This window comes from Paracoccus sp. S1E-3, from assembly GCF_013868135.1.
Taxonomy (GTDB): Bacteria; Pseudomonadota; Alphaproteobacteria; order Rhodobacterales; family Rhodobacteraceae; genus Paracoccus.
This window is the reverse complement of the sequence record NZ_JACEMU010000015.1, coordinates 167,290-189,874: the sequence shown is the minus strand read 5'-3', so window position 1 is coordinate 189,874 and position 22,585 is coordinate 167,290. Positions and strand designations below refer to the sequence as shown.

Annotated in this window: 17 protein-coding genes; 15 read left to right on the top strand and 2 right to left on the bottom strand. The window is 65.5% G+C overall.

The annotated features are described in order from the left end of the window. Positions 1-2: 2 nt before the first annotated feature. Positions 3-401 carry a cupin domain-containing protein gene (locus tag H1S04_RS14350; RefSeq protein ID WP_181746217.1) on the bottom strand — a complete coding sequence of 133 codons (399 nt, stop codon included), beginning with the start codon at positions 399-401 and terminating at the stop codon, positions 3-5. Positions 402-693: 292 nt separating this feature from the next. Between H1S04_RS14350 and napE the strand changes: the two genes are divergently transcribed. From napE to H1S04_RS14315, 7 genes are all read left to right on the top strand, one after another. After that, the gene (gene napE, locus H1S04_RS14345) at positions 694-876 is read left to right on the top strand and encodes a periplasmic nitrate reductase, NapE protein (protein ID WP_181746216.1); all 183 of its coding nucleotides are present in this window, start codon (positions 694-696) and stop codon (positions 874-876) included. 1 nt (position 877) lies between these two features. Continuing rightward, positions 878-1,375 (top strand): ferredoxin-type protein NapF, encoded by a 498-nt coding sequence (locus H1S04_RS14340; RefSeq protein ID WP_220185247.1) that lies wholly within the window; start codon positions 878-880, stop codon positions 1,373-1,375. Then, positions 1,368-1,655 carry a chaperone NapD gene (locus H1S04_RS14335; protein ID WP_220185246.1) on the top strand — a complete coding sequence of 96 codons (288 nt, stop codon included), beginning with the start codon at positions 1,368-1,370 and terminating at the stop codon, positions 1,653-1,655. The genes H1S04_RS14340 and H1S04_RS14335 overlap by 8 nt, the downstream gene beginning before the upstream one ends. Further along, a complete protein-coding gene (gene napA, locus H1S04_RS14330; RefSeq protein ID WP_181746215.1) occupies positions 1,652-4,159 on the top strand; it encodes a periplasmic nitrate reductase subunit alpha in 2,508 nt (835 codons plus the stop codon). Before H1S04_RS14335 ends, napA begins: the two co-directional genes overlap by 4 nt. Then, on the top strand, positions 4,156-4,641 hold the full coding sequence (locus tag H1S04_RS14325; protein ID WP_220185245.1) for a nitrate reductase cytochrome c-type subunit: 486 nt from the start codon (positions 4,156-4,158) through the stop codon (positions 4,639-4,641). Before napA ends, H1S04_RS14325 begins: the two co-directional genes overlap by 4 nt. Then, positions 4,642-5,340: a cytochrome c3 family protein gene (locus H1S04_RS14320; RefSeq protein WP_181746213.1), complete on the top strand. Its 699-nt coding sequence runs from the start codon at positions 4,642-4,644 to the stop codon at positions 5,338-5,340. 227 nt (positions 5,341-5,567) lie between these two features. After that, complete coding sequence (locus H1S04_RS14315; protein ID WP_255435627.1) at positions 5,568-7,580, top strand: TonB-dependent receptor domain-containing protein; 2,013 nt, start codon at positions 5,568-5,570, stop codon at positions 7,578-7,580. A gap of 129 nt (positions 7,581-7,709) precedes the next feature. Here H1S04_RS14315 and H1S04_RS14310 read toward each other — a convergent pair whose 3' ends face one another. Beyond that, positions 7,710-9,296, bottom strand: a complete 1,587-nt coding sequence (locus H1S04_RS14310; RefSeq protein WP_181746211.1) for an alpha-amylase family glycosyl hydrolase — start codon at positions 9,294-9,296, stop codon at positions 7,710-7,712. A gap of 90 nt (positions 9,297-9,386) precedes the next feature. On the opposite strand from H1S04_RS14310, the gene H1S04_RS14305 reads away from it, so the two are divergent. The 8 genes from H1S04_RS14305 to H1S04_RS14270 all read left to right on the top strand — a co-directional run bounded on the left by H1S04_RS14305 (position 9,387) and on the right by H1S04_RS14270 (position 22,567). After that, a complete protein-coding gene (locus H1S04_RS14305; RefSeq protein ID WP_181746210.1) occupies positions 9,387-11,846 on the top strand; it encodes a glycogen/starch/alpha-glucan phosphorylase in 2,460 nt (819 codons plus the stop codon). Then, positions 11,782-14,022 carry a 1,4-alpha-glucan branching protein GlgB gene (gene glgB, locus H1S04_RS14300; RefSeq protein WP_181746209.1) on the top strand — a complete coding sequence of 747 codons (2,241 nt, stop codon included), beginning with the start codon at positions 11,782-11,784 and terminating at the stop codon, positions 14,020-14,022. Before H1S04_RS14305 ends, glgB begins: the two co-directional genes overlap by 65 nt. A 24-nt stretch (positions 14,023-14,046) precedes the next feature. Then, positions 14,047-15,315, top strand: coding sequence for a glucose-1-phosphate adenylyltransferase (gene glgC, locus H1S04_RS14295; protein ID WP_181746208.1), 1,269 nt, complete (start codon positions 14,047-14,049; stop codon positions 15,313-15,315). Between the two features lie 143 nt (positions 15,316-15,458). After that, positions 15,459-16,910, top strand: coding sequence for a glycogen synthase GlgA (gene glgA, locus H1S04_RS14290; RefSeq protein ID WP_298948305.1), 1,452 nt, complete (start codon positions 15,459-15,461; stop codon positions 16,908-16,910). Positions 16,911-16,919: 9 nt separating this feature from the next. After that, a complete protein-coding gene (gene glgX / locus H1S04_RS14285) occupies positions 16,920-19,016 on the top strand; it encodes a glycogen debranching protein GlgX (RefSeq protein WP_181746206.1) in 2,097 nt (698 codons plus the stop codon). Further along, a complete protein-coding gene (locus H1S04_RS14280; RefSeq protein ID WP_181746205.1) occupies positions 19,013-20,644 on the top strand; it encodes an alpha-D-glucose phosphate-specific phosphoglucomutase in 1,632 nt (543 codons plus the stop codon). Before glgX ends, H1S04_RS14280 begins: the two co-directional genes overlap by 4 nt. 181 nt (positions 20,645-20,825) lie before the next feature. Next, the gene (locus H1S04_RS14275) at positions 20,826-21,413 is read left to right on the top strand and encodes an ANTAR domain-containing response regulator (RefSeq protein WP_181746204.1); all 588 of its coding nucleotides are present in this window, start codon (positions 20,826-20,828) and stop codon (positions 21,411-21,413) included. After that, positions 21,410-22,567, top strand: coding sequence for a CmpA/NrtA family ABC transporter substrate-binding protein (locus H1S04_RS14270; protein WP_181746203.1), 1,158 nt, complete (start codon positions 21,410-21,412; stop codon positions 22,565-22,567). The genes H1S04_RS14275 and H1S04_RS14270 overlap by 4 nt, the downstream gene beginning before the upstream one ends. Positions 22,568-22,585: the final 18 nt, after the last annotated feature.

The window sequence follows — 22,585 nt, the reverse complement described above, 5'->3', positions numbered from 1 at the left end:
GATCAGCCGCGATAGTCGGCGTCGCTCACCTGTTCCAGCCAGTCGACGACCTTCCCGGATTCGTCCGCCTCGGCGATGGCGATATGGGTCATGGCGTGGTCGGGCGCGGCGCCGTGCCAGTGCCGCGCGCCGGGGGGAAACCAGACGATGTCGCCGGGGCGGATCTCCTCGACCGGGCCGCCATCCTGCTGGGCGCGGCCAAGACCCGAGGTCACGATGACGGTCTGGCCCAGCGGATGGGTATGCCAGGCTGTGCGCGCCCCCGGCTCGAAGGTGACGGTGGCACCGCTGACGCGTGCCGGCGCCTCGGTCGCGAAGGGGGCGTCGATACGGACGCGGCCGGTGAACCAGTCCGCTGGTCCCGTGGTCGAGACGCTGTCGGCATTGCGGGTGATTTTCATGGGATGATTTCCTTCCATTTGCTGGCCCGATCGAAAGGCGGACGCCACGGAATATGGTGCATCTTCATCATGCCGATACCTGCCTGACTTCGATAGGGCTCTCGGCACGCACATCCCACGACGACCGTTCCCTGGCCGGCGCGACATTGACCGAGATCAAGGCAAAGGCGTTTCACACGCGCATATTAAACCACAGAAACCCGGGCGCGATTCGGCGGCCGGACATGAAATATACGGCCTTAATCAGACTTTATGCATGACTGAATTTGATCCAGCCACGGAAGTTATTGCCATGACCGACAGGCCAGATACCCAACCCGCCCCTGCCCCTTCGCGGCGGCGCGAGCTGTTGACCTTCTTCATCCTCGCCTTCGGAATCTGGCCCATCGTGGCTGTGGGAATCGTCGGCAGCTATGGGTTTCTGATCTGGATGTACCAGATCTTCGCAGGGCCGCCCGGACCGATGGGGCATTGAGATGGCCAGCCAGAGCATGGTCACAGGGGTCAGCCGTCGCGGCTTTCTGACCGCGCGGCCCGCGCCTGCCTTCCGCCCGCTGCCGCCCGGTATCACCACGACCTCGCTGGCGGCCTGCACCGGTTGCGGCGATTGCGTCACCGCCTGCCCGCAGCAGATCCTGCTGATCGCCGAGGACCGGGTCGCAATCGACTTCGCGCGCGGCGAATGCACCTTCTGCGATGCCTGCGCGGGCGCCTGCGCCGAAGCGGTCTTCACGCTGCCCGCCGCCATGGGCCATCGCGCCGCCATCTCGGACGGGTGCCTGGCCCGGCGCGGCACCACCTGCATGAGCTGCCGTGACGCCTGCCCCGAAGACGCCATCCGCTTCATCCCGCGCATGGGCGGCCCCTTCCTGCCCGATCTGTCAGCCGCCGCCTGCACCGGCTGCGGTGCCTGCATCGCGCCCTGCCCGGCGGAAGCCATTGCCATGCGCCAGAAGGAACCCGCCCATGCGTGACATCCCATCGCCCGACCAGCCCCGCAAGGGGCGCCGCTATCATCTCTCCAGCGCAGTCGTGGCGGTGCTGCCCGGTCGCGAGACCGAGATCATGGCCGCGCTGCCCGGTCTTGCCGGTGTCGAGGTTCATGCCGTCGAGGGCACGCGCATCGTGGTGACCATCGAAGGCTACAGCACGGGCGAGCTGGGCGACCGGCTGACCACCATTTCCGCCATACCGGGCGTGATCGCCGCGAACATGGTCTTCGAACATTCCGAAGCAGAGGAGCCTCAAGAATGACAACCGATATGACGCGGCGCGATCTGCTGAAGGCACAAGCCGTGGCCGTGGCCGCCAGTGCCGCCGGTCTTTCGCTGCCCGCCGCCGCCCAGCCGGTGGCTGGCGGCGTCGAGGCCCTTGAAATCAAATGGTCCAAGGCCCCCTGCCGCTTCTGCGGCACCGGCTGCGGGGTCATGGTCGGGGTCAAGGACGGCAAGGTCGTGGCCACCCATGGCGATATGCAGGCCGAGGTCAATCGCGGCCTGAACTGCGTCAAGGGCTATTTCCTGTCCAAGATCATGTATGGCCGCGATCGGCTGACCACGCCCCTGATGCGCAAGACCGGCGGCGTCTATGACAAGAACGGCGAGTTCGAGCCGGTCACCTGGGACGAGGCCTTCGACACCATGGCCGCCAAGGTCAAGGAGGTGCTGAAAGCCAAGGGGCCGGAAGGCGTCGGCATGTTCGGCTCCGGCCAGTGGACGATCATGGAAGGCTATGCGGCCTCGAAGCTGATGCGCGGGGGGTTCCGGTCGAACAACCTCGACCCCAATGCGCGGCATTGCATGGCCTCGGCCGCGGTGGCGTTCATGCGGACCTTCGGCATCGACGAGCCCATGGGGTGTTACGACGATTTCGAACATGCGGATGCCTTCGTTCTGTGGGGCTCGAACATGGCGGAAATGCACCCGATCCTGTGGACGCGTCTGGCCGACCGCCGCCTAGGCACACCGGGCGTCAAATGCGCGGTGCTGTCGACCTTCACCCATCGCTCAATGGATCTGGCCGACATCCCGATCGTGTTCAAGCCGGGCACCGATCTGGCGATCCTGAACTATATCGCCAATCACATCATCCAGACCGGCCGCGTGAACGAGGATTTCGTCGCCAGGCATACGGTCTTCAAGATGGGCCAGACCGATATCGGATATGGCCTGCGCCCCGAGCACCCGCTGGAACAGGCCGCCACCGGCGCGGCCGAGGCCGGCAGGATGGACCCGTCCGATTTCGAGGCCTACAAGGCCTTCGTCGCCGATTACACGCTGGATTATGTCAGCGAGCTGTCGGGGGTCGAGCCGGGCTTTCTGCAGGAACTGGCCGAGCTTTATGCCGACCCGGACAAGAAGGTCATGTCGCTGTGGACCATGGGCTTCAACCAGCATGTCCGCGGTGTCTGGGCAAACCAGCTTGTCTATAACATCCACCTGCTGACCGGGAAGATTTCCGAGCCCGGCAACTCTCCCTTCTCACTGACCGGCCAGCCCTCGGCCTGCGGCACCGCGCGCGAGGTCGGGACCTTCGCTCACCGGCTGCCCGCTGACATGGTGGTGACCAATCCCGAACACATCGCGCGCACCGAAGCGGTCTGGAAACTGCCGGCGGGTCTTCTGAACACCAAGCCCGGCTTCCATGCCGTGCTGCAGGACCGGATGCTGAAGGACGGGGTGCTGAATTTCTACTGGATTCAGGTGAACAACAACCTGCAGGCGGCGCCGAACAGTCAGAACGAAACCTATCCCGGCTATCGCAATCCCGACAACATGATCGTCGTGTCCGACGCCTATCCGACGGTCACCGCGCTGGCGGCGGACATCATTCTGCCCGCCGCGATGTGGGTCGAGAAGGAGGGCGGTTACGGCAATGCCGAGCGGCGCACGCATACCTGGCATCAGTTGGTCAATGCGCCGGGCGAGGCGCGCTCGGACCTGTGGCAACTGGTCGAATTCTCGAAGCGCTTCACCACCGACGAGGTCTGGCCGGCCGATCTGCTGGACGCCAATCCCGACTACAAGGGCAAGACCCTGTTCGACGTGCTGTTCGCCAACGGCCAGATCGACCAGTTCCCGGTAAGCGAGCTGCGCGAGGACTATGCCAATCAGGAGGCCAATGATTTCGGCTTCTACCTGCAAAAAGGCCTGTTCGAGGAATATGCCAGCTTCGGGCGCGGCCACGGCCATGATCTGGCGCCTTACGACACCTATCAGTCGGACGAGGTGCGCGGGTTGCGGTGGCCGGTCGTCGACGGCAAGGAAACCCGCTGGCGCTTCCGCGAAGGCTATGATCCCTATGTCGAGGCCGGCAGCGGCGTCCAGTTCTATGGCAATGCCGACAAGCGCGCGGTGATCCTCGCCGTGCCTTACGAGCCGCCGGCCGAAAGCCCGGATGCCGAATACGATTTCTGGCTGGTGACCGGCCGAGTGCTGGAACATTGGCATTCCGGCTCGATGACCATGCGGGTGCCCGAGCTTTACAAGGCCTTTCCGGGCGCGGTGCTGTTCATGAACGCCATGGATGCGCGCGAGCGCGGCTTCAATCAGGGGTCCGAGGTCAGCGTCATCTCCCGCCGGGGCGAGGTGAAGATGCGGGTCGAAACCCGTGGGCGCAACCGGATGCCCAAGGGCGTGGTCTTCGTGCCGTGGTTCGACGCCTCAAAGCTGATCAACAAGGTCACGCTGGACGCGACCGACCCGATCTCCAAGCAGACGGATTTCAAGAAATGCGCAGTCAGGATCGTATCCGCATGAACCCGCTTCGTCTGATCGCCGCCCTGCTGACAGCGCTGCTGTTCGCAGGTGCAGCCCCCGCACAGGACCTGGGTGCCGAGGCAGGGCTGCGCAGCGCCCCCGAGATCAACGGCCCCCAGCCGCCGATGGAGAACGCGGACGCCGCACCCATTCCGCGCTGGATCACCGATGACGTGCGGCTGATGCGGCAATATCCCGAACAGCCCCCCATCATCCCCCATTCGATCGAGGGCTATCAGCTGTCGGTCAATGCCAACCGCTGCATGTCCTGCCACCGCCGCGAGGCGACCGAAGGATCGGGGGCGCCGATGATCTCGGTCACGCATTACATGACGCGCGAGGGGCAGATGCTGGCCGATGTCTCGCCCCGCCGCTATTTCTGCACCGCCTGCCATGTGCCGCAGGCGGACGCCAAGCCGTTGGTCGACAACACCTTCACCGACATGGCCGATATGGGCGTCAAGCAACAGGGAGAGGAGTAGATGCGCTGGATCCTCAACCTGATCCGGCGGATCTGGCGGATCGTCACCACGCCTGCGGTGACGCTGAGCATCGGTTTCCTGACGCTGGGCGGCTTCATCGGCGGCGTAATTTTCTGGGGCGCGTTCAACACCGCGCTGGAAGTCACCAACACGGAAAAATTCTGCACCTCGTGTCATGAGATGCGCAACAACGTCTATGAGGAACTGTCGCACACGATCCACTTCTCGAACCGCTCGGGGGTACGGGCGTCCTGCCCCGATTGCCACGTGCCGCATGACTGGTCCGACAAGATCGCGCGCAAGATGCAGGCCTCGAAAGAGGTCTGGGGCAAGATCTTCGGCACCATCAACACCCGTCAGAAGTTCCTGGAAAAGCGGCTCGAACTGGCCCAGCACGAATGGGTGCGGCTGAAGTCCAATGACAGCCTCGAATGCCGCAACTGTCATACGGCGGCGGCGATGGACTTCTCGCGGCAGGCACCGCGCGCAGCCGAGATGCATGAAACCTATCTGCTGACCGGTCAGGCCACCTGCATCGATTGCCACAAGGGCATCGCGCATGAACTGCCCGACATGACTGGCGAGGATCCGGGCTGGATGCGACCGCGAAACGTCCCGCCTGAGGCGCTGGATAGCGGTGATACCGCGCAGTTGCAGGACTATCTGGGCGCCGAGGCGACACGGACGGCCGCCAACTGATCGCCCGCGAAACACGGCTGAACCGCTCCCGCGCGCCGGGGGCGGTTCCGTAGTGGGCCGCCGCCGGGTCAGCTGTTGCAGGATTGCACCAGGCAGCGACAAAGGCCGCTGGCAGCCCGGATCGGGTTGAACTGGGGCACAGCGGCCCATAACCAACGAAAACAATCGGGAATCGCAGCCAATCTTCAGCCACGCCCTCCCTGCACGCATAAGGGACAAGAATGCTGATGAAACGCCTGCTTCCGCTGGCCGGGGTGTCCACCCTGGCGCTGATGACCGCCGCGCTTGCGCAGGACGCGTCGAACCCGATCGTTCTGGACCAGATCACCTTGGTCGCCGATGGCCAGGAGAATATCGAATCCACCGGCGGCGCGGTGGTGACGCCCGAGGATATCGAGGTCTTGCAACCGAACAATGTGTCCGAGCTGTTCGCCCGCGAATCCGCCGTTTCGGTGTCGGGCGGGGCCGGACCATCCAAGCGCATCCACGTCTTCGGGATCGAACAGTCGAAGCTGGCGGTCACCGTCGACGGCGTGCCGCAGGGCCCGTCGAGCTGGCACCATACCGGGTCGAACATCATCGACCCGGCCTTCATCCGCGCGGTCGAGGTCGAGGCCGGCGCTGCCGCCGCCGATGCGGGCTTTGCCGCCGGTGCGGGGGCGGTGCGCTATGAAACCGTGAGCGCCAAGGACCTGCTGGAAGACGGCAAGGCCCATGGCGCGCGCGCCTCGCTCAGCTATGGCGGCAATGGGCAGGGGATCTCGGGCAGCCTGGCCGGCTATGGCGTCTATGGCAATTTCGACTGGTTCGTGATGCTGCACGCCCAGGATGGCGACAATTACGACGCCGGCAATGGCCGCGAGATGCCGGGCACCGCACCCGCCGCGAAGGGCGCACTGGTGAAGCTGGGCTATGAAATGGAAGGTGGCCGGATCGAACTGGCCTATGACAAGTCCGAAGACGATGCCGACCGCGTCATCAAGATGAACATGGACCTGAACCGGGACGGTGCAGTCTTTCCGCTGAAGGTCGAAAACGAGACGCTGAGCCTGACCTACACCTCGACCGCCCCCACCGAGATGTGGGACCCGGAAGCGAAGCTGTATCTCGGTTCCAGCAGCTATTGGCGGCCGAACTACGTGACCGGGGATCTGCTCGATCCGGCCAATGGCAGCGCCCGTCCGAATGGCGACATGGTGCTGGATCGCGACACGTTCGGCGGGGTGCTGCAGAACACGTTCAGCATCGCACAGGGCACGATCACCGCCGGGGTCGACTTCTCGGACAACGACTACAGCGTCAATAACTACGGCGACCACTCCACTGCCCAGCCGCGCATCCACAACTTCTCGACCCGTCAGGTCGGCACCTTCGCGCAGGGCCGGTTCGAATTCGCCAATGGCTTCGACCTGTCCACCGGCCTCCGCTACGACCACCAGCGCTTCGAAGACTGGAACAACGACCGCTTCAGCTCGGGAGGGGGCAGCGCCAATGCGACGCTGTCCTATCGCTTCAACGACATGATCGAGGTCTTCGCCGGTGCCTCGCACACCTGGATGGGCTACGATGTCGGCGAATACGGGCTGCTGCACGCCCGCAATGCCGATTTCGCCACCGATCCCGATTTCGAACCCGCGACCGCGAAGAACTACAAGATCGGCGTCAATGCCAGCGGCGCGAACTGGAAAGCCGGCCTGACCTTCTTCGATACGCGGCTGGACAAGCTGGCCGAATACGATGTCGAAGCGGGCCTGCTGACCAATGGCGGCGAGGGCCGCAGCAAGGGCTTTACCCTGAATGCCGGTTACGAATGGACCAACACCCGCATCGGCGCCAGCTATACCAAGGCCGACGTGACCACGGATGGCGATTTCGCGTTGCCCGGCGGGGGCACCTTCATGCCGATCGGCGACATGGCCTCGGTCTATATCGACCATGTGATGCCGCAATATGACCTGAAGCTGGGCGCGACGCTGGAATGGGCAGGCGAGCTGTCGGACGAGGCGATGGAGGCTGCTTTCTACAAGCCCCATGACAGCTATTCGGTGGTCAACGCTTACGCCGAATGGTCGCCCGCGCAGCTGCAGGGCGGGATGCTGCGCCTGGGCGTCGACAACCTGTTCGACGAAACCTATTACGAGCGCACGAGCTATGTGATCCGGGCCGTTCCCGGCCGCGACATCCAGCCCGCCTATGCGCCCGGCCGCACCCTGTCGATCAGCTTCACCAAGTCGTTCTGATCCGACGCGCATCACCGGCGCTGTTCCCTCTGCGCCGGTCCCTCGGGAGACCCGTGACACTGGCAGATGCCGGCGTCACGGGTCTTTTTCTGTCGGCCGATCAAGGATCGACCCCAGCAAGGCGCCGCCTCAGGCCGTCACGAAGGCGAAGCCGTTCGGCCCCAGATCCAGCTTGCGCCCCGACAGGCTGGCCGCCTGTCGCGGACCGGTCAGCGCCCCCTCGGCGCCACGCGGCAGGGTGATCCGGCGCGCCTCCACCCCCAGGTTGAAGGCGCAGGTCAGACCGCCGCGGCGGAACATCAATACCGGGTCCGGCGCGCGCAGGAAGCCTGCCATCTCGCGGCCATGCAGTTCCGGGCGCTCGCTGCGGAACTCCAGCATGTGCCGGTAGAAATGCAGGACCGAGTGGTCGTTGGCCTCCTGCCCGGCCACGTTGCGGGCCGATTGCGCATCCTTCACCGGCAGCCAGGGCGTGCCGGTGGTAAAGCCGCCCTGCCGGCTTGTCCCCGCCTCCCAGACCATCGGCGTGCGGCAACCGTCGCGGCCTTTGTAATCGGGCCAGAAACGGATGCCGGGCGGATCGGTCAGTTCGGAAAATTCCAGCTCGGTCTCGGTCTGGCCCAGTTCCTCGCCCTGATACAGGCAGACCGAGCCGGGGAAGGACAACAGCATCGCCGCCGCCAGTTTCGCAAGGCTGTCCTGATCGGCGCCGTGCTCGCGCCAGCGCGTCACGTGCCGGATCACGTCATGGTTCGAAAACGCCCAGGCCGGCCAGCCATCCGGCGCGTTCCTGAAGAAGACCTCGATCGTGCGGCGGAAGTGTTTCGGTGTAAATTCCGGCCCCAGCATGTCGAAGCTGTAGGCCTGATGCAGGTGCCGCGCACCGCTGGTGTATTCGGCCATGATCTCGACCGCGCGGGTCGAATCGCCGACCTCGCCCACCGTGGCGGCGCCGTATTCATCGGTCAGCATCCGCACGCGGGCCAGGAAATCCAGATTCTCGGGCCGCGATTTCGAGAATTTGTGCAGCTGCATCTCGTAGGGGTTCACCTGCGGCGCAATCCGCCGGCGCGGATTGTTGCGCAGCCGCGCGTCGTGAAAATAATAGTTCACCGTATCCAGCCGGAAGCCATCGACGCCCCGTTCCAGCCAGAAACGCATGGTGCCCAGCAGCCAGTCCTGCACCTCGGGGTTGTGGAAATTGAAATCCGGCTGCGAGGGCAGGAAGTTGTGCAGATAATACTGCTTGCGGCCGCCATCCCATTCCCAGGCGCTGCCGCCGAAGACCGACGGCCAGTTGTTCGGCGGCGTGCCGTCGGGCTTCGCATCGGCCCAGACATACCAGTCTGCCTTGGGATTATCGCCCCCCTTGCGGCTTTCGATGAAGAAGGGATGCTGATCCGAGGAATGGCTGATCACCTGATCGACAATGACTTTCAGCCCGAATTCATGGGCCTTGGCGACCAGATGGTCGAAATCGTCCATCGTCCCGAACAGCGGGTCTATGTCCGTGTAATCGGAAACGTCATAGCCCATATCGGCCATGGGCGAGCGGAAGATCGGCGACAGCCAGACCGCATCGACGCCGAGGCTGGCGATATAACGCAGCCGGTCGGTGATGCCTTTCAGATCGCCGATCCCGTCGCCGTTGCTGTCCTGAAACGACCTCGGGTAAACCTGATAGGTTACCGCGCCGCGCCACCATTCTTCGGCCATCCCGCCCCCCTGCCCGATCCACGCCATTGAACACCGCGCCCGACGGCCTTACTGTTGACCGCTAACATTACAGACATATGGAAGGCAATGATGCCGCACCCCGTCGCAAATGCCAGCCCCGCCGGACTTGCCCAGTCGATCCGCGACCACCTGACCTATTCGATCGGCAAGGACGAGGCCCATGCCTCGGTCCATGACTGGCGGATGGCGCTGTCGCTGGCCGTTCGCGACCATATCGTCGAGCCGTGGTTCGCCTCGACCCGCGCCACCTATGACCGGCATCTGAAGCGGGTGCATTACCTGTCGATGGAATTCCTGATCGGGCGCCTGCTGGAGGATTCGGTGGTCAATCTGGGTCTCGACGATGCCGCCCGCACGGTGCTGAAGCACTTCGGCGTCGATTACGACGAGGTGATCCATGATGAACCCGAGGCCGCGCTCGGCAATGGCGGCCTCGGCCGTCTCGCGGCCTGCTACATGGAATCCATGGCCACGCTGGGCGTGCCCGCCTATGGCTACGGCATGCGCTATGAACAGGGGCTGTTCCGGCAGCGCTTCGACCATGGCCGGCAGGTCGAAACCGCCGACAGCTGGCTGAAATCGCGCAACCCGTGGGAGTTCGAGCGCCCCGAGGTCGCCTATGAGATCGGCTTCGGCGGCTGGGTCGAGGGCGACGGTCCGAAAAAGATCTGGCACCCGGCCGAAAGCGTCATCGCCGCCGCGTATGACACCCCGGTGGTGGGCTGGCGCGGGCGTTGGGCCAATACGCTGCGGCTGTGGGCCGGCAAGCCGGTGGGCGAGTTCGATCTCGCCCGTTTCAACCGCGGCGAATATGTCGCGGCCGGCGCCGCCGAGGCGCTGGCGCGGACGATCAGCCAGGTGCTCTATCCCGACGATTCCACCGAGGCCGGCAAGGAACTGCGGCTGAAGCAGGAATATTTCCTGACCGCCGCCTCGGTGCGCGACATCATGCGCCGCTTCGCCTCGGAAGGCGAAAGCATCGCCAGACTTCCCGACCGGGTGGCGATCCAGATGAACGACACCCACCCCGCCATCGCCGGGGCAGAACTGGTTCGGCTGTTGATCGACGATTTCGGCCAGAGCTTCGACGATGCCGCCGACATGGCAGTGCGGGTGCTGAACTATACCAACCATACCCTGCTGCCCGAGGCGCTGGAATCCTGGTCCGAAGGTCTGTTCCGCAAGATCCTGCCGCGCCACATGGATCTGGTCGAGCGCATCGACGATCACCACAAGCGCCGCAACCCTTCGCGCCCGTGGGAGCTGTCGGCCATCCATCACGGGCAGGTCCACATGGGCACGCTGGCCTTCATGCAGTCGGGCCATGTGAACGGGGTGTCGGCGCTGCATACGGAACTGATGAAGGAGACGGTGTTCCACGACCTGAACCAGCTGCATCTCGACCGCATCGTCAACGTAACGAACGGCGTCACCCCGCGCCGCTGGCTGTATTCCGCCAATCCGGCGCTGTCGGGGCTGATCACCGAAACGCTGGGCAATGAGGACTGGGTGGATCATCTGGACCAGCTCACCGGGCTGGAACCGCATGTCGACGACAGCGGCTGGCTGGACCGCTATGCGGCCGCCAAGCGCGACAACAAGGTGCAGCTGTCGAACTGGCTGGGCGGGATACTCGGGATCACCCCCGACCCTGACGCGCTGTTCGATGTTCAGGTCAAGCGCATCCACGAATACAAGCGCCAGTTGCTGAACCTGCTGGACACCATCGCGCTGTGGGACGAGATCCGCCAGAAACCCGATGCGGACCGGCAGCCGCGCGTCAAGATCTTCGCCGGCAAGGCCGCGCCCGGCTATGCGGTGGCCAAGGAGATCATCCACCTCATCAATGACGTGGCCGCGGTGGTGAACAATGACCCGCTGATGAAAGGCCGGCTGCTGGTCGCCTATCCGCCGAATTACAACGTCTCGATGGCGGTGCGGCTGATCCCGGCGGCGGACCTGTCCGAACAGATCTCGACCGCGGGCAAGGAAGCTTCGGGCACCGGCAACATGAAACTGTCGATGAACGGCGCGCTGACCATCGGCACGCTGGACGGTGCCAATGTCGAAATCCGCCAGGAAGTCGGTCCCGAGAACTTCTTCCTGTTCGGGATGACTACCGAGGAGGTCGAGGCCCGCCGCCAGATCCCCGACCATGCCCGTCAGGCCATCGCGGCCAGCCCCTCGCTGTCGCGCGCCATCAGCCTGATCGCCACCGGCACCTTCGGCGGCGACCCCGCGCGCTATGGCCGGATCGTCGACATCCTGACCAACTGGGACAGCTATCTCGTCTGTTCGGATTTCGCCGATTACCAATCGACTCAACGCCGTATTGATGCCTCATATGGGGATAAGGCGGAATGGAATCGCATGGCCGCGCTGAACACCGCGCGCATGGGGTGGTTCTCGTCCGACCGTTCGATTCGTGACTACGTGGAACGAGTTTGGAAGCTGGGGGAGCAAGATGGCCGCAAAGCAGGACGGGCACAGCAGGACGCAGGACGATCTCGAACCGCAGCCCCGGTTTGAACTGAGGCTGCCGCCGGAGCGTATCCGCACCCTGCTTGAAGGGCGCGACCCGGACCCCTTCGCCATCCTGGGTCCCCACCCGGTCGCCGGTGGCTGGCGGGTCGTGGCGCTGGATTTCGGCGCCACCGAGATGTCCATCGCCACCATTGAAGGCGTCTTCCCGATGTCCCCGGTCGAGAGCGCGCCGGGCCTGTTCGCCGGCTATCTGCCCGAGCCGATGCCCTATCTGCTGCGCGGCAGCAATGACGATCGCGAATGGGAATATGAAGACCCCTACCGCTTTGGGCCGGTGCTGGGCCAGATCGACGAATATCTGATCGGTGAGGGCACCCATCACAAGCTGTGGAAGGCGCTCGGCGCCCATGTCATCCGCCATCAGGGCGTGCACGGCACCCATTTCGCGGTCTGGGCGCCCAATGCCCGCCGGGTCGCCGTGCTGGGTGATTTCAACAGCTGGGACAGCCGCCGCCACGGCATGCGCCGACGCGGATCGACCGGCGTGTGGGAAATCTTCATCCCCAATATCGGCGAGGGCGCGCCCTATAAATTCGCCATCACCGGACCCCATGGCGAGCCGTTGCCCGAAAAAGCCGATCCGCTTGGCTTCGGCGCCGAACACCCCCCGGCCACCGCCTCGGTGGTGCGCAAGATCGACGTTTACGACTGGAACGATGCCGGCTGGATGGACCGCCGCGGGATGGCGCAGAACATCGGCGCGCCGATCTCGATCTACGAGGTCCACCTGGGCAGCTGGCGACGCGTGGCTGAGGATGGCAACCGCCCGCTCTCCTATCTGGAACATGCGCGCGAGCTGATCCCCTATGTGGTCGAGATGGGGTTCACCCATCTGGAGCTGATGCCAGTGTCGGAATATCCGTTCGACGGGTCATGGGGCTATCAGCCGGTCGGGCTTTATGCGCCGACGATCCGCTTCGGCACGCCCGACGAATTCCGCGCCCTGATCGACGCGGCGCACGAGGCCGGGATCGGCGTGCTGCTGGACTGGGTGCCGGGGCATTTCCCGTCCGATCCGCACGGGCTGGCGCATTTCGACGGCACGGCGCTTTACGAACATGCCGACCCGCGCGAGGGGTTCCACCAGGACTGGAACACCCTGATCTATAATTACGGCCGCCGCGAGGTGTCCAACTTCCTGACCGCCAACGCACTGTATTGGCTGGAGGAATATCACATCGACGGGCTGCGGGTGGATGCGGTCGCCTCGATGCTCTATCGCGACTATTCGCGCAAGGAAGGCGAGTGGGTTCCGAACATCCATGGTGGACGCGAAAATCTGGAGGCCATCGAGTTCCTGCGCAGCGTCAACACCGTGTCTTATGGCGAGGTCCCCGGCATCATGACCGTGGCCGAGGAATCGACCGCCTTCCCCGGTGTCTCGCGGCCCGTCGATGCGGGGGGCCTCGGCTTTGGGTTCAAGTGGAACATGGGCTGGATGAACGACACGCTCGACTACATCCAGCGCGAGCCGATCCACCGCGCGCATCACCACAACCAGCTGACCTTCGGGCTGGTCTATGCCTTCTCGGAAAACTTCATCCTGCCGATCAGCCATGACGAGGTGGTGCATGGCAAGGGCTCGATGCTGGAAAAGATGCCCGGCGATGTGTGGCAGAAATTCGCCAATCTGCGCGCCTATTACGGCTTCATGTGGACCCATCCGGGCAAGAAGCTTCTGTTCATGGGCTGCGAGTTCGGCCAGTGGAAGGAATGGAACCACAACGCATCGCTGGACTGGCACCTGCTGGACGACCCGCGCCACAAGGGCATCCAAACGCTGATCCGCGACCTGAACCGGCTCTATCGCGAACTGCCGGCGCTGCACCGGCGCGACACCCTGCCTCAGGGCTTCGGCTGGATCGAAGGCGGCGCGGCTTCCGAATCCATTCTGGCCTTCGCCCGCTATGGCGAGGAAGGCGACGCGCCGGTGGTGGTGATCTGCAACTTCACCCCGGTGCCGCGCCATGGCTGGCGCGCAGGCTTGCCGCACGACGGCAAATGGAAGCTGCGCCTGAACAGCGACGCCGGCACCTATGGCGGGTCCGGGATGCAGGCCCCCACCATCATCACCGCCGATGGCGATGAATGGCAGGGCTATGACCAGTCCGCGATGATCGACCTGCCACCGCTTTCCGTTCTTGTCTACGAGGCCGCTTAATCAGTTTTTGTGGGGAGGAGACCCATGAGCTTGCACCGTCCCAACCGCCTGTCATCCCGCGCCATGGCCTATGTTCTGGCCGGCGGCCGCGGCTCGCGCCTGAAAGAGCTGACCGACCGCCGGGCCAAACCGGCCGTCTATTTCGGCGGCAAGTCCCGCATCATCGACTTCGCGCTGTCGAACGCGCTGAATTCCGGCATTCGTCGAATGGCGGTGGCCACCCAATACAAGGCCCACAGCCTGATTCGCCATCTGAACCGGGGCTGGTCCTTCTTTCGGCCCGAGCGGAACGAATTTCTGGATATCCTGCCCGCCTCGCAGCAGATGGACGAGGAGAACTGGTATCGCGGCACCGCCGATGCCGTGACCCAGAACATCGCCATCATCGACAGCTATCACGTCGATTACCTGATCGTGCTGGCCGGCGATCACATCTACAAGATGGATTACGAAATCATGCTGCAACAGCATGTCGACTCGGGCGCGGATGTGACCATCGGTTGCCTGACCGTGCCGCGCAGCGAAGCCTCGGCCTTCGGGGTGATGGATGTGGATGCGGACGGCCGCATCGTCTCGTTTCTGGAAAAGCCCGCCGATCCGCCGGGAATGCCCGACGATCCGAATTCGACGCTGGCTTCCATGGGGATCTATGTCTTCGACTGGAAATTCCTGCGCGAGCTGCTGCTGAAGGATGCAGCCGATGCCAGTTCCAGCCATGATTTCGGCAATGACATCATCCCCGAGATCGTCAGGAATGGTAAAGCGGTGGCGCATCGCTTCACCGAAAGCTGCGTCCGCTCCAGCCCCGACGCGCCGGTCTACTGGCGCGACGTGGGCACGATCGACGCCTTCTGGAAGGCCAATATCGACCTGACCGATTTCTCGCCCGAGCTGGACCTCTACGATCGCGACTGGCCGATCTGGACCTATGGCGAGATCGTGCCGCCGGCGAAATTCATCCATGACGACGAGGACCGGCGCGGCCACGCCATCAGCTCGATGGTGTCGGGGGGCTGCATCATCTCGGGCTCCGAGGTGCGCAATTCGCTGCTGTTCACCGGCGTGCAGGCCAACAGCTATTCGACGCTGAAATCGGTGGTGGCGCTGCCTTACGTCAATATCGGACGGCATGCCCAGCTGACCAATGTGGTCATCGACCGCGGGGTCACCATACCCGAGGGGCTGATCGTAGGCGATGACCCGGAAGCGGATGCGCAATGGTTCCGCGTCACCGATAACGGCGTCACCCTGATCACCCAGGACATGCTGAACCGAAGGGCATTGTCGCTATGACCGAGGAGCCGCCGAAACCCGCGAAGGCTGCGAGATCCGCAAAATCTGCCGCCAAACCGGCGGCCAAGGCGCGCGTTGCGAAAAGGACCTCGGAAGGCGCCAAGGCAGCGGCGAAGGCGCCTGCTCCCGCCGCGCGGGACCTGGTGCCGGAACCTCTGCCCCATCGCGGCGACGTCCTGTCTGTCGCCTCGGAATGTGCGCCGCTGGTCAAGACCGGCGGGCTGGCCGATGTGGTCGGCGCCCTTCCGGGCGCCATGGCGCCGCTTGGCTGGCGACTGCGCACGCTGATCCCGGCCTATCGCGGACTAGTCGAAAAGCTGGAAAACCCGGTGGAGGTCTGGTCCAACCCCGATCTTTACGGTGGGCCGGGCCGGGTTCTGGCCGGAACCGTCGACGGGCTGGACCTGCTGCTGCTGGACGCGCCGCATCTGTTCGACCGCGCGGGCGGCCCCTATCACGACGAGGCCGGGGCCGACTGGGCCGACAATCCGCGCCGTTTCGCGGCGCTCAGCTGGGTGGCGTCGAAGATCGCGCTGGATGGGCTGTCAGATGGCTGGATCCCCTCGGTGCTGCACGCCCATGACTGGCAGGCAGGCTTTGCGCCGATCTGGGTGCATGGGGCGGTCCCCTCGGTCATCACCATCCACAACATCGCCTTTCAGGGCATCGCCCCCGCCGCCGCGATCGAGGAATTGCGCCTGCCCCATTCCTGGTTCAACCCCGGCGGCTTCGAATATTGGGGCCAGATCAGCGCCCTGAAGGCCGGGCTGGTGGCGGCGGATGCGGTCACCACCGTTTCGCCGACCTATGCGCAGGAACTGACCACGCCCGCCTTCGGCTTCGGCCTCGAGGGGGTGATCCGCGGCCGCGCGGGGGCGCTGTCGGGGATTCTGAACGGGGTCGACACCGGCGTCTGGAACCCGGCCACCGACCCCCTGATCGCGGCCAATTACAGCGTGGATGACCTCTCGGGCAAGGCGGTGAACGCGGCCGCCCTGCGCGCGGAATTCGGCCTCGACCCCGAGGGGGGGCCCTTGTGCATCGTGGTCAGCCGGCTGACCCGGCAGAAGGGGCTGGACCTGCTGCTGGCCGCGCTGCCGGCATTGATCGCAGAGGGCGCCCAGCTGGCGGTTCTGGGCAGCGGCGAAAACGACCTGCAGGACGGTTTCCTGCGCGCAGCCGCCAGCCATCCGGGACGCGTCGGCGTCCGCGTCGGCTATGACGAGGCCCTGTCGCATCGCATGTTCGCGGGCGCCGACGTGGTGCTGGTGCCCTCGCGTTTCGAGCCCAGCGGGCTGACGCAGATGTATGGGCTTGCCTATGGCACCCTGCCGCTGGTCGCCCGCACCGGCGGTCTGGCGGATTCCGTCATCGACGCCAATCTGGCGGCCGAGCGGGCCGGCGTCGCCAATGGCTTTCAGTTCGGCCCCGTCGCCACCGAGGAGCTGGTTCGCGCCATCCGCAAGATGTGCGCCCTTTACGTCCGGCAGGATATCTGGCAGCGGATGATCCAGAGCGCGATGCGCTACCCGGTCGGGTGGGACGCCTCTGCCCGCGACTACGCGGCGCTCTATGACAGGCTAAGCGGACGCTGACGAGACCTCATGCAAGACCAGACCTATACGATCACCGCCGGCAATGCCGACCGGCTGGGCGCGACCCCCATGGCCGGAGGCGTCAATTTCGCCGTCTTCTCGGCCCATGCCGAGAAGATCGAGGTCTGTCTGTTCTCCGATGACGGCCTGCACGAGATCCAGCGCCTGACCCTGCCCGACCGGTTGGGCGACATCTGGAACGGCTTCGTGCCGGGCCTGCAACCGGGCCAGCTTTACGGGTTGCGCGCCCATGGTCCCTATGCACCGCAGCTGGGGCACCGCTTCAACCCGGCCAAGTTGCTGATCGATCCCTATGCCCGCCGCCTGTCGGGCAAGCTGATCCAGAGCGATGTGCTGCTGGGTTACGAAAGCCACAAGGCGCAGGTCGACATGTCGATCGACGATCGCGACTCGGCGCCCTTCATGCCGAAATGCGTGGTCACCGCCGACCTCGCGCCGCTTCCGCGCGGCCGCCGCGCCCCCCGCGATCAGGTCGTCATCTACGAGGCCCATCCAAAGGGCCTGACTGCCGCCCATCCCGGCGTGCCGCTGGAACAGCGGGGCCGCTTTCAGGGACTGGCCAGCGAGGCGGTCATCGGCCACCTGACCCGGCTGGGGATCACCACGCTGGAACTGTTGCCCGTGCAGGCCCATGCGGATGAGGCGTTTCTGCTGCGCAAGGGGCTGACGAATTACTGGGGCTACAACACGCTGGCCTTCTTCGCACCCGAACCGGGCTATATGATGACCGGCGATCCGGCCGAGTTCCGCGACATGGTCGCACGCCTGCATGACGCCGGCATCGAGGTGATCCTGGATGTGGTCTATAACCACACCGCCGAAGGGAACGAGCTGGGGCCGACGCTGTCCTTCCGCGGCCTCGACAATGCCAGCTACTACCGGCTGACGGCGGATAATCCGCGCTATTACGTCAATGATACAGGCACCGGGAACACAGTCGATTGCGCCCATCCGATGGTGCTGCGCATGGTGCTGGATTCGCTGCGCTACTGGGTCTTGCAGATGGGTGTGGACGGGTTCCGCTTTGATCTGGCGACCGTGCTGGGACGCGAGCCGGCGGGGTTTGCGCGCGATGGCCGGTTCCTGTCGGCGCTGCGTCAGGACCCGGTGCTCGCCAATGTCCGCCTGATCGCCGAGCCATGGGATATCGGCCCCGGCGGCTATCAGCTGGGCGCTTTCCCGCCGCCGTTTCTGGAATGGAACGACCGCTTCCGCGATGGCGTGCGCCGCTTCTGGCGCGGCGATGGCAGCATCGCCGATCTGGCCGAACGCATCACCGGCTCGGCCCCGATCTTCGACCATTCGGGCCGTGCGCCGCAGGCCACGCTGAATTTCATCACCGCCCATGACGGTTTCACGCTGGCCGATGTGACCAGCTATGACCAGAAACACAACCTGGCCAATCACGAGGGCAACCGCGACGGCCATAACGAGAATTATTCGGATAATCTGGGCGTCGAAGGCCCGACCGACGATCCCGCCATCACCGCCGCCCGCGCCCGGCGCCGCCGCAATCTGTTGGCGACGCTGATGCTGTCGCAGGGCACGCCGATGCTGCTGGCCGGCGACGAGATCGCCAATTCGCAGGACGGCAACAACAACGCCTATTGTCAGGACAACCCAATCGGCTGGACCAGCTGGGAGGCGCCCGACCAGCCGCTGGCGGATTTCACCGCCCGGCTGATCGCGCTGCGCCATGCCCATCCGGTTCTTCATCAGCGCCGGTTCCTGCATTCCATGCCCATCCCCGAAGGCGGGCGCGATCTGGTCTGGCACCTGCCCTCGGGCGCGGAACCCTCGCCCGCGGACTGGCAGAATCCCGGCCTGCGCGCGCTGGCGCTGGAAATCCGCATGTGCGCCAATTCGCCCGAACGCGCCATCGACGCGACCGATGCCGCCTTCATCGCGGTGAATGGCGCCGATCAGGCCACCGAAATGCTGCTGCCGTCCCTGCCGCAGGGACGCTGGGTGCGGGTGCTCGACACCGCCCTGCCATTGACGCAGGATCAACCGGAAACCGGCCCGGCGGCGCAGATCGCCGCCGATTCCATCGCCGTGTTCATGCCAGAGGGAGACCGCGCATGAAGATCATCACCGTCCCCACCACCCCGATCGAGGGGCAGAAGCCCGGCACCTCGGGCCTGCGCAAGAAGACCCGCGTGTTCATGCAGCGCCATTATCTGGAAAACTTCGTGCAGGCGATCATCGACGCCATCGGCGGGGTCGAAGGCAAGACGCTGATCCTCGGCGGCGACGGGCGTTTCTTCAACGACCGCGCCGCGCAGGTGATCCTGCGCATGTGCGCGGCGCAGGGTGCGAGGAAGGTCATCGTCGGCACCAACGCGATCCTGTCGACGCCCGCCGCCTCGAACCTGATCCGGGTGCGCGGCGCCGATGGCGGCTTCATCATGTCCGCCAGTCACAATCCCGGCGGCGAGGACGAGGATTTCGGCCTGAAATTCAACGGCGCGAATGGCGGCCCGGCGCCCGAATCCGTCACCGACCGCATCTTCGCCCGCACGAAGGAACTGACCGAATACCGCATCGCGGAATCGCAGGATGTGGACCTGTCGACGCCCGGAACCGCCCGGCTGGGCGATATGGAGATCGAGATCGTCGATCCGGTCGCCGATTATGCCGCCCTGATGGAGCAGTTGTTCGATTTCGGCGCAATACAGGCGATGCTGGCGGAGGGCTTCACCCTGCGCTTCGACGCCATGCATGCCGTCACCGGCCCCTATGCGACCGAGATTCTCGAACGCCGTCTCGGCGCCGCCCCCGGCAGCGTGGTCAATGCGGTGCCGCTGCCCGATTTCGGCGGCGGCCATCCCGATCCGAACCCGGTCTGGGCCGCGGACCTGATGGCGGTCATGATGGGCGGCGATGCGCCCGATTTCGGCGCCGCCTCGGACGGGGATGGCGACCGCAACATGATCGTCGGGCGCGGCGCCTATATCACCCCCTCGGACAGCCTCGCGGTGCTGGCGGCGAATGCCCCGCTCGCCCCCGGCTATGCGCGCGGGCTGGCGGGGGTGGCGCGCTCGATGCCCACGTCGCGCGCCGCCGATCTGGTGGCGGAAAAGGCCGGGATCGCCAGCTTTGAAACCCCGACCGGCTGGAAATTCTTCGGCAATCTGCTGGATGCGGGCATGGCCACGCTCTGCGGCGAGGAGTCGGCCGGCACCGGCTCGGACCATGTGCGCGAGAAGGACGGGCTTTGGGCGGTGCTGCTGTGGCTGAACATCCTGGCCGCGCGCAAGCAGTCGGTGGCCGAGATCATGCAGGCGCATTGGGCCGAATATGGCCGCAACTATTACTCGCGCCACGATTACGAGGCCGTGCCGACCGAAAGCGCCAATGCCCTTGTCGACCGGCTGCGCGGGATGCTGGCGGCGCTGCCCGGCCAGAGCTTCGCCGGGCTGACCGTCGAAAGCGCCGATGATTTCGCCTATCTCGATCCGGTCGACGGCTCGACCTCGGCCCATCAGGGGATCCGCATCGCCTTCACCGATGGCTCGCGCATCGTCATGCGGCTGTCGGGGACCGGGACCGAGGGGGCGACGCTGCGGGTCTATCTGGAACGCTATCAGCCCGCCGACGGGGCACTGAACCTCGCCGTCGAGGAAGCCCTCGCCCCGGTCGTTCAGGCCGCCGAGGAAATCGCCGAGATCCGCCAGCACACCGGCCGCGACAAGCCCGATGTGACCACCTGAAACCGCGGGCGCGCGGCCCGACCGGTCGCGCGCCGTTTGCCTGAAAACCGGGCAATCCGTCCCCGGTCTGCTTTCCCGAACGGCATCAGAAACCGCACCACGCCCGGCGGCGGCCCGTGGCTTCACGGTGCCGAAAGCGCCCCGCAGGTCGAGAGGGAACAGGCAGCAACCGGGCGGCAGCATGTCCTCGCATCCTCTTTCCATCGTCATCGTCGACAGCGATTCCGAACGCGCGCGCACCATTTGCGACGGGCTGGCGGGCATGGCCGGGGCGAGATACGCCATCGTCCCGCCCGGACCCGGCCTTGCCCGCCGGATCGCGGCGCTGCATCCCGATCTGGTGCTGATCGACGCTGACAACGCCTCGCGCGACGAGATGGAGGAACTGACCCTCGCCTCCGGTCCTATGGAACGCCCGGTGGCGGTCTTCGTGAACCAGTCCGACAGCGCCCTGACCCGCGCCATGGTCGAGGCGGGGGTCGCCGCCTATGTCGTCGACGGGCTGACGCAGGCGCGGGTGGCGCCCGTGGTGGATGCCGCCATCGCGCGCTTCAACATGCTGCAGAAGGTCCGCACCGAGTTGGACGCCACCCGCGCGGCGCTGGAAGACCGCAAGGTCATCGACCGCGCCAAGGGCATTGTCATGCGCGCGCGCAATATCCCCGAGGAGGAGGCCTATGCCCTGCTGCGCCGCAGCGCGATGGAAAAGGGCCGCAAGATCGCCGAGATCGCCCGCGCCGTCGTCACCGCCGCCGAGGTGCTGAAATGACCGACCGGATCGATCTCGGCTTCGTGCCGCTGCTGGACGCAGGCCCGCTGATCATCGCCGCCCGCATGGGGTTCGCCGCCGAGGAGCGGCTGCATCTGCGCCTGCACCCCGCGCGCAGCTGGTCGGCCCTGCGTGACATGCTGGCCAGCGGCCATATCGCCGCCGCGCAGATGCTGTCGGCGGTGCCCATCGCCGGACGGCTGGGTCTGGGTGGCGCTGCCGTCGATTTCGAAGCGCCGTTGGTCCTGTCGCTGGGCGGCCAGATCATCGGCGTCTCGCACGATCTTGCGGCTGCCATGCGCGACGCGGGGCATTCCCCCGGCTTCCACGATGCCTTCGCCACCCGCACCGCGTTGCGCCGGGCGCGCCCCTCGGGCCTGCGGTTCGGGGTGCCCTTTCCCTTTTCGATGCATACGGAACTGCTGCATCAGTGGCTGGGGGACGAACCGGGGTGGCGCACCGTCACCGTCCCGCCCGGCCGCATGCCCGAGGCGCTGATCTCGGGCGAGATCGAGGCCTTCTGCGTGGGCGAGCCATGGGGCTCCTATGCCGTCGAATGCGCTGCGGCGGAGCTGATACTTCCCGGCAGCGCGATCTGGTCGGCTGCCCCCGAAAAGGTTCTTGCCCTGCGCGGGGGCTGGGCCGAGGCGAATCCCGATCTGGCCGGGCGGTTGCTGCGTGCGGTCTGGCGCGCCTGTCGCTGGCTGGTGCAACCCGACAGCCTTGCGGCGGCCTCGGACCTGCTGGCGCGCGGCGACGCGCTGAACGTCGACCCCGAGATGATCGAGCGCGCGCTGAGCGGCCATCTGCTGCTGTCGCGCAGCGGGGTCACTGTCGACAGCCCCGGCTTCGTCAATTTCCACGAGGGCGCGGCGAATTTCCCCTGGCGCTCGCAGGCGGCGTGGCTCGGCTGGCATATGGGGCGCCGGCACGGGCTGGACGGCACGCAGGCCGCCGAAGCCGCCGCCGCCTGTTGGCGGCCCGATCTGTTCCGGCAGCATCTCGGCGCGGATGCCGTACTGCCTGCCGCCTCTGCCAAGGTCGAGGGCGCAAATCCCCTTCCCGTCACCGCCGGCGCGAATCGCGGCACCGTGCTTCTCGGTCGGAACAGGTTCTTCGATGGCCGCATTTTTGATCTTTCCGCGCCTGCCTGACGTTTTTTCGGGCATCAT

Excerpts from the sequence above, each read along its gene's own strand:
- H1S04_RS14350 (WP_181746217.1), bottom strand. The coding sequence starts at position 401 with ATGAAAATCACCCGCAATGCCGACAGCGTCTCGACCACGGGACCAGCG.
- napE (WP_181746216.1), top strand. The coding sequence starts at position 694 with ATGACCGACAGGCCAGATACCCAACCCGCCCCTGCCCCTTCGCGGCGG.
- H1S04_RS14340 (WP_220185247.1), top strand. The coding sequence starts at position 878 with ATGGCCAGCCAGAGCATGGTCACAGGGGTCAGCCGTCGCGGCTTTCTG.
- H1S04_RS14335 (WP_220185246.1), top strand. The coding sequence starts at position 1,368 with ATGCGTGACATCCCATCGCCCGACCAGCCCCGCAAGGGGCGCCGCTAT.
- napA (WP_181746215.1), top strand. The coding sequence starts at position 1,652 with ATGACAACCGATATGACGCGGCGCGATCTGCTGAAGGCACAAGCCGTG.
- H1S04_RS14325 (WP_220185245.1), top strand. The coding sequence starts at position 4,156 with ATGAACCCGCTTCGTCTGATCGCCGCCCTGCTGACAGCGCTGCTGTTC.
- H1S04_RS14320 (WP_181746213.1), top strand. The coding sequence starts at position 4,642 with ATGCGCTGGATCCTCAACCTGATCCGGCGGATCTGGCGGATCGTCACC.
- H1S04_RS14315 (WP_255435627.1), top strand. The coding sequence starts at position 5,568 with ATGAAACGCCTGCTTCCGCTGGCCGGGGTGTCCACCCTGGCGCTGATG.
- H1S04_RS14310 (WP_181746211.1), bottom strand. The coding sequence starts at position 9,296 with ATGGCCGAAGAATGGTGGCGCGGCGCGGTAACCTATCAGGTTTACCCG.
- H1S04_RS14305 (WP_181746210.1), top strand. The coding sequence starts at position 9,387 with ATGCCGCACCCCGTCGCAAATGCCAGCCCCGCCGGACTTGCCCAGTCG.
- glgB (WP_181746209.1), top strand. The coding sequence starts at position 11,782 with ATGGCCGCAAAGCAGGACGGGCACAGCAGGACGCAGGACGATCTCGAA.
- glgC (WP_181746208.1), top strand. The coding sequence starts at position 14,047 with ATGAGCTTGCACCGTCCCAACCGCCTGTCATCCCGCGCCATGGCCTAT.
- glgX (WP_181746206.1), top strand. The coding sequence starts at position 16,920 with ATGCAAGACCAGACCTATACGATCACCGCCGGCAATGCCGACCGGCTG.
- H1S04_RS14280 (WP_181746205.1), top strand. The coding sequence starts at position 19,013 with ATGAAGATCATCACCGTCCCCACCACCCCGATCGAGGGGCAGAAGCCC.
- H1S04_RS14275 (WP_181746204.1), top strand. The coding sequence starts at position 20,826 with ATGTCCTCGCATCCTCTTTCCATCGTCATCGTCGACAGCGATTCCGAA.
- H1S04_RS14270 (WP_181746203.1), top strand. The coding sequence starts at position 21,410 with ATGACCGACCGGATCGATCTCGGCTTCGTGCCGCTGCTGGACGCAGGC.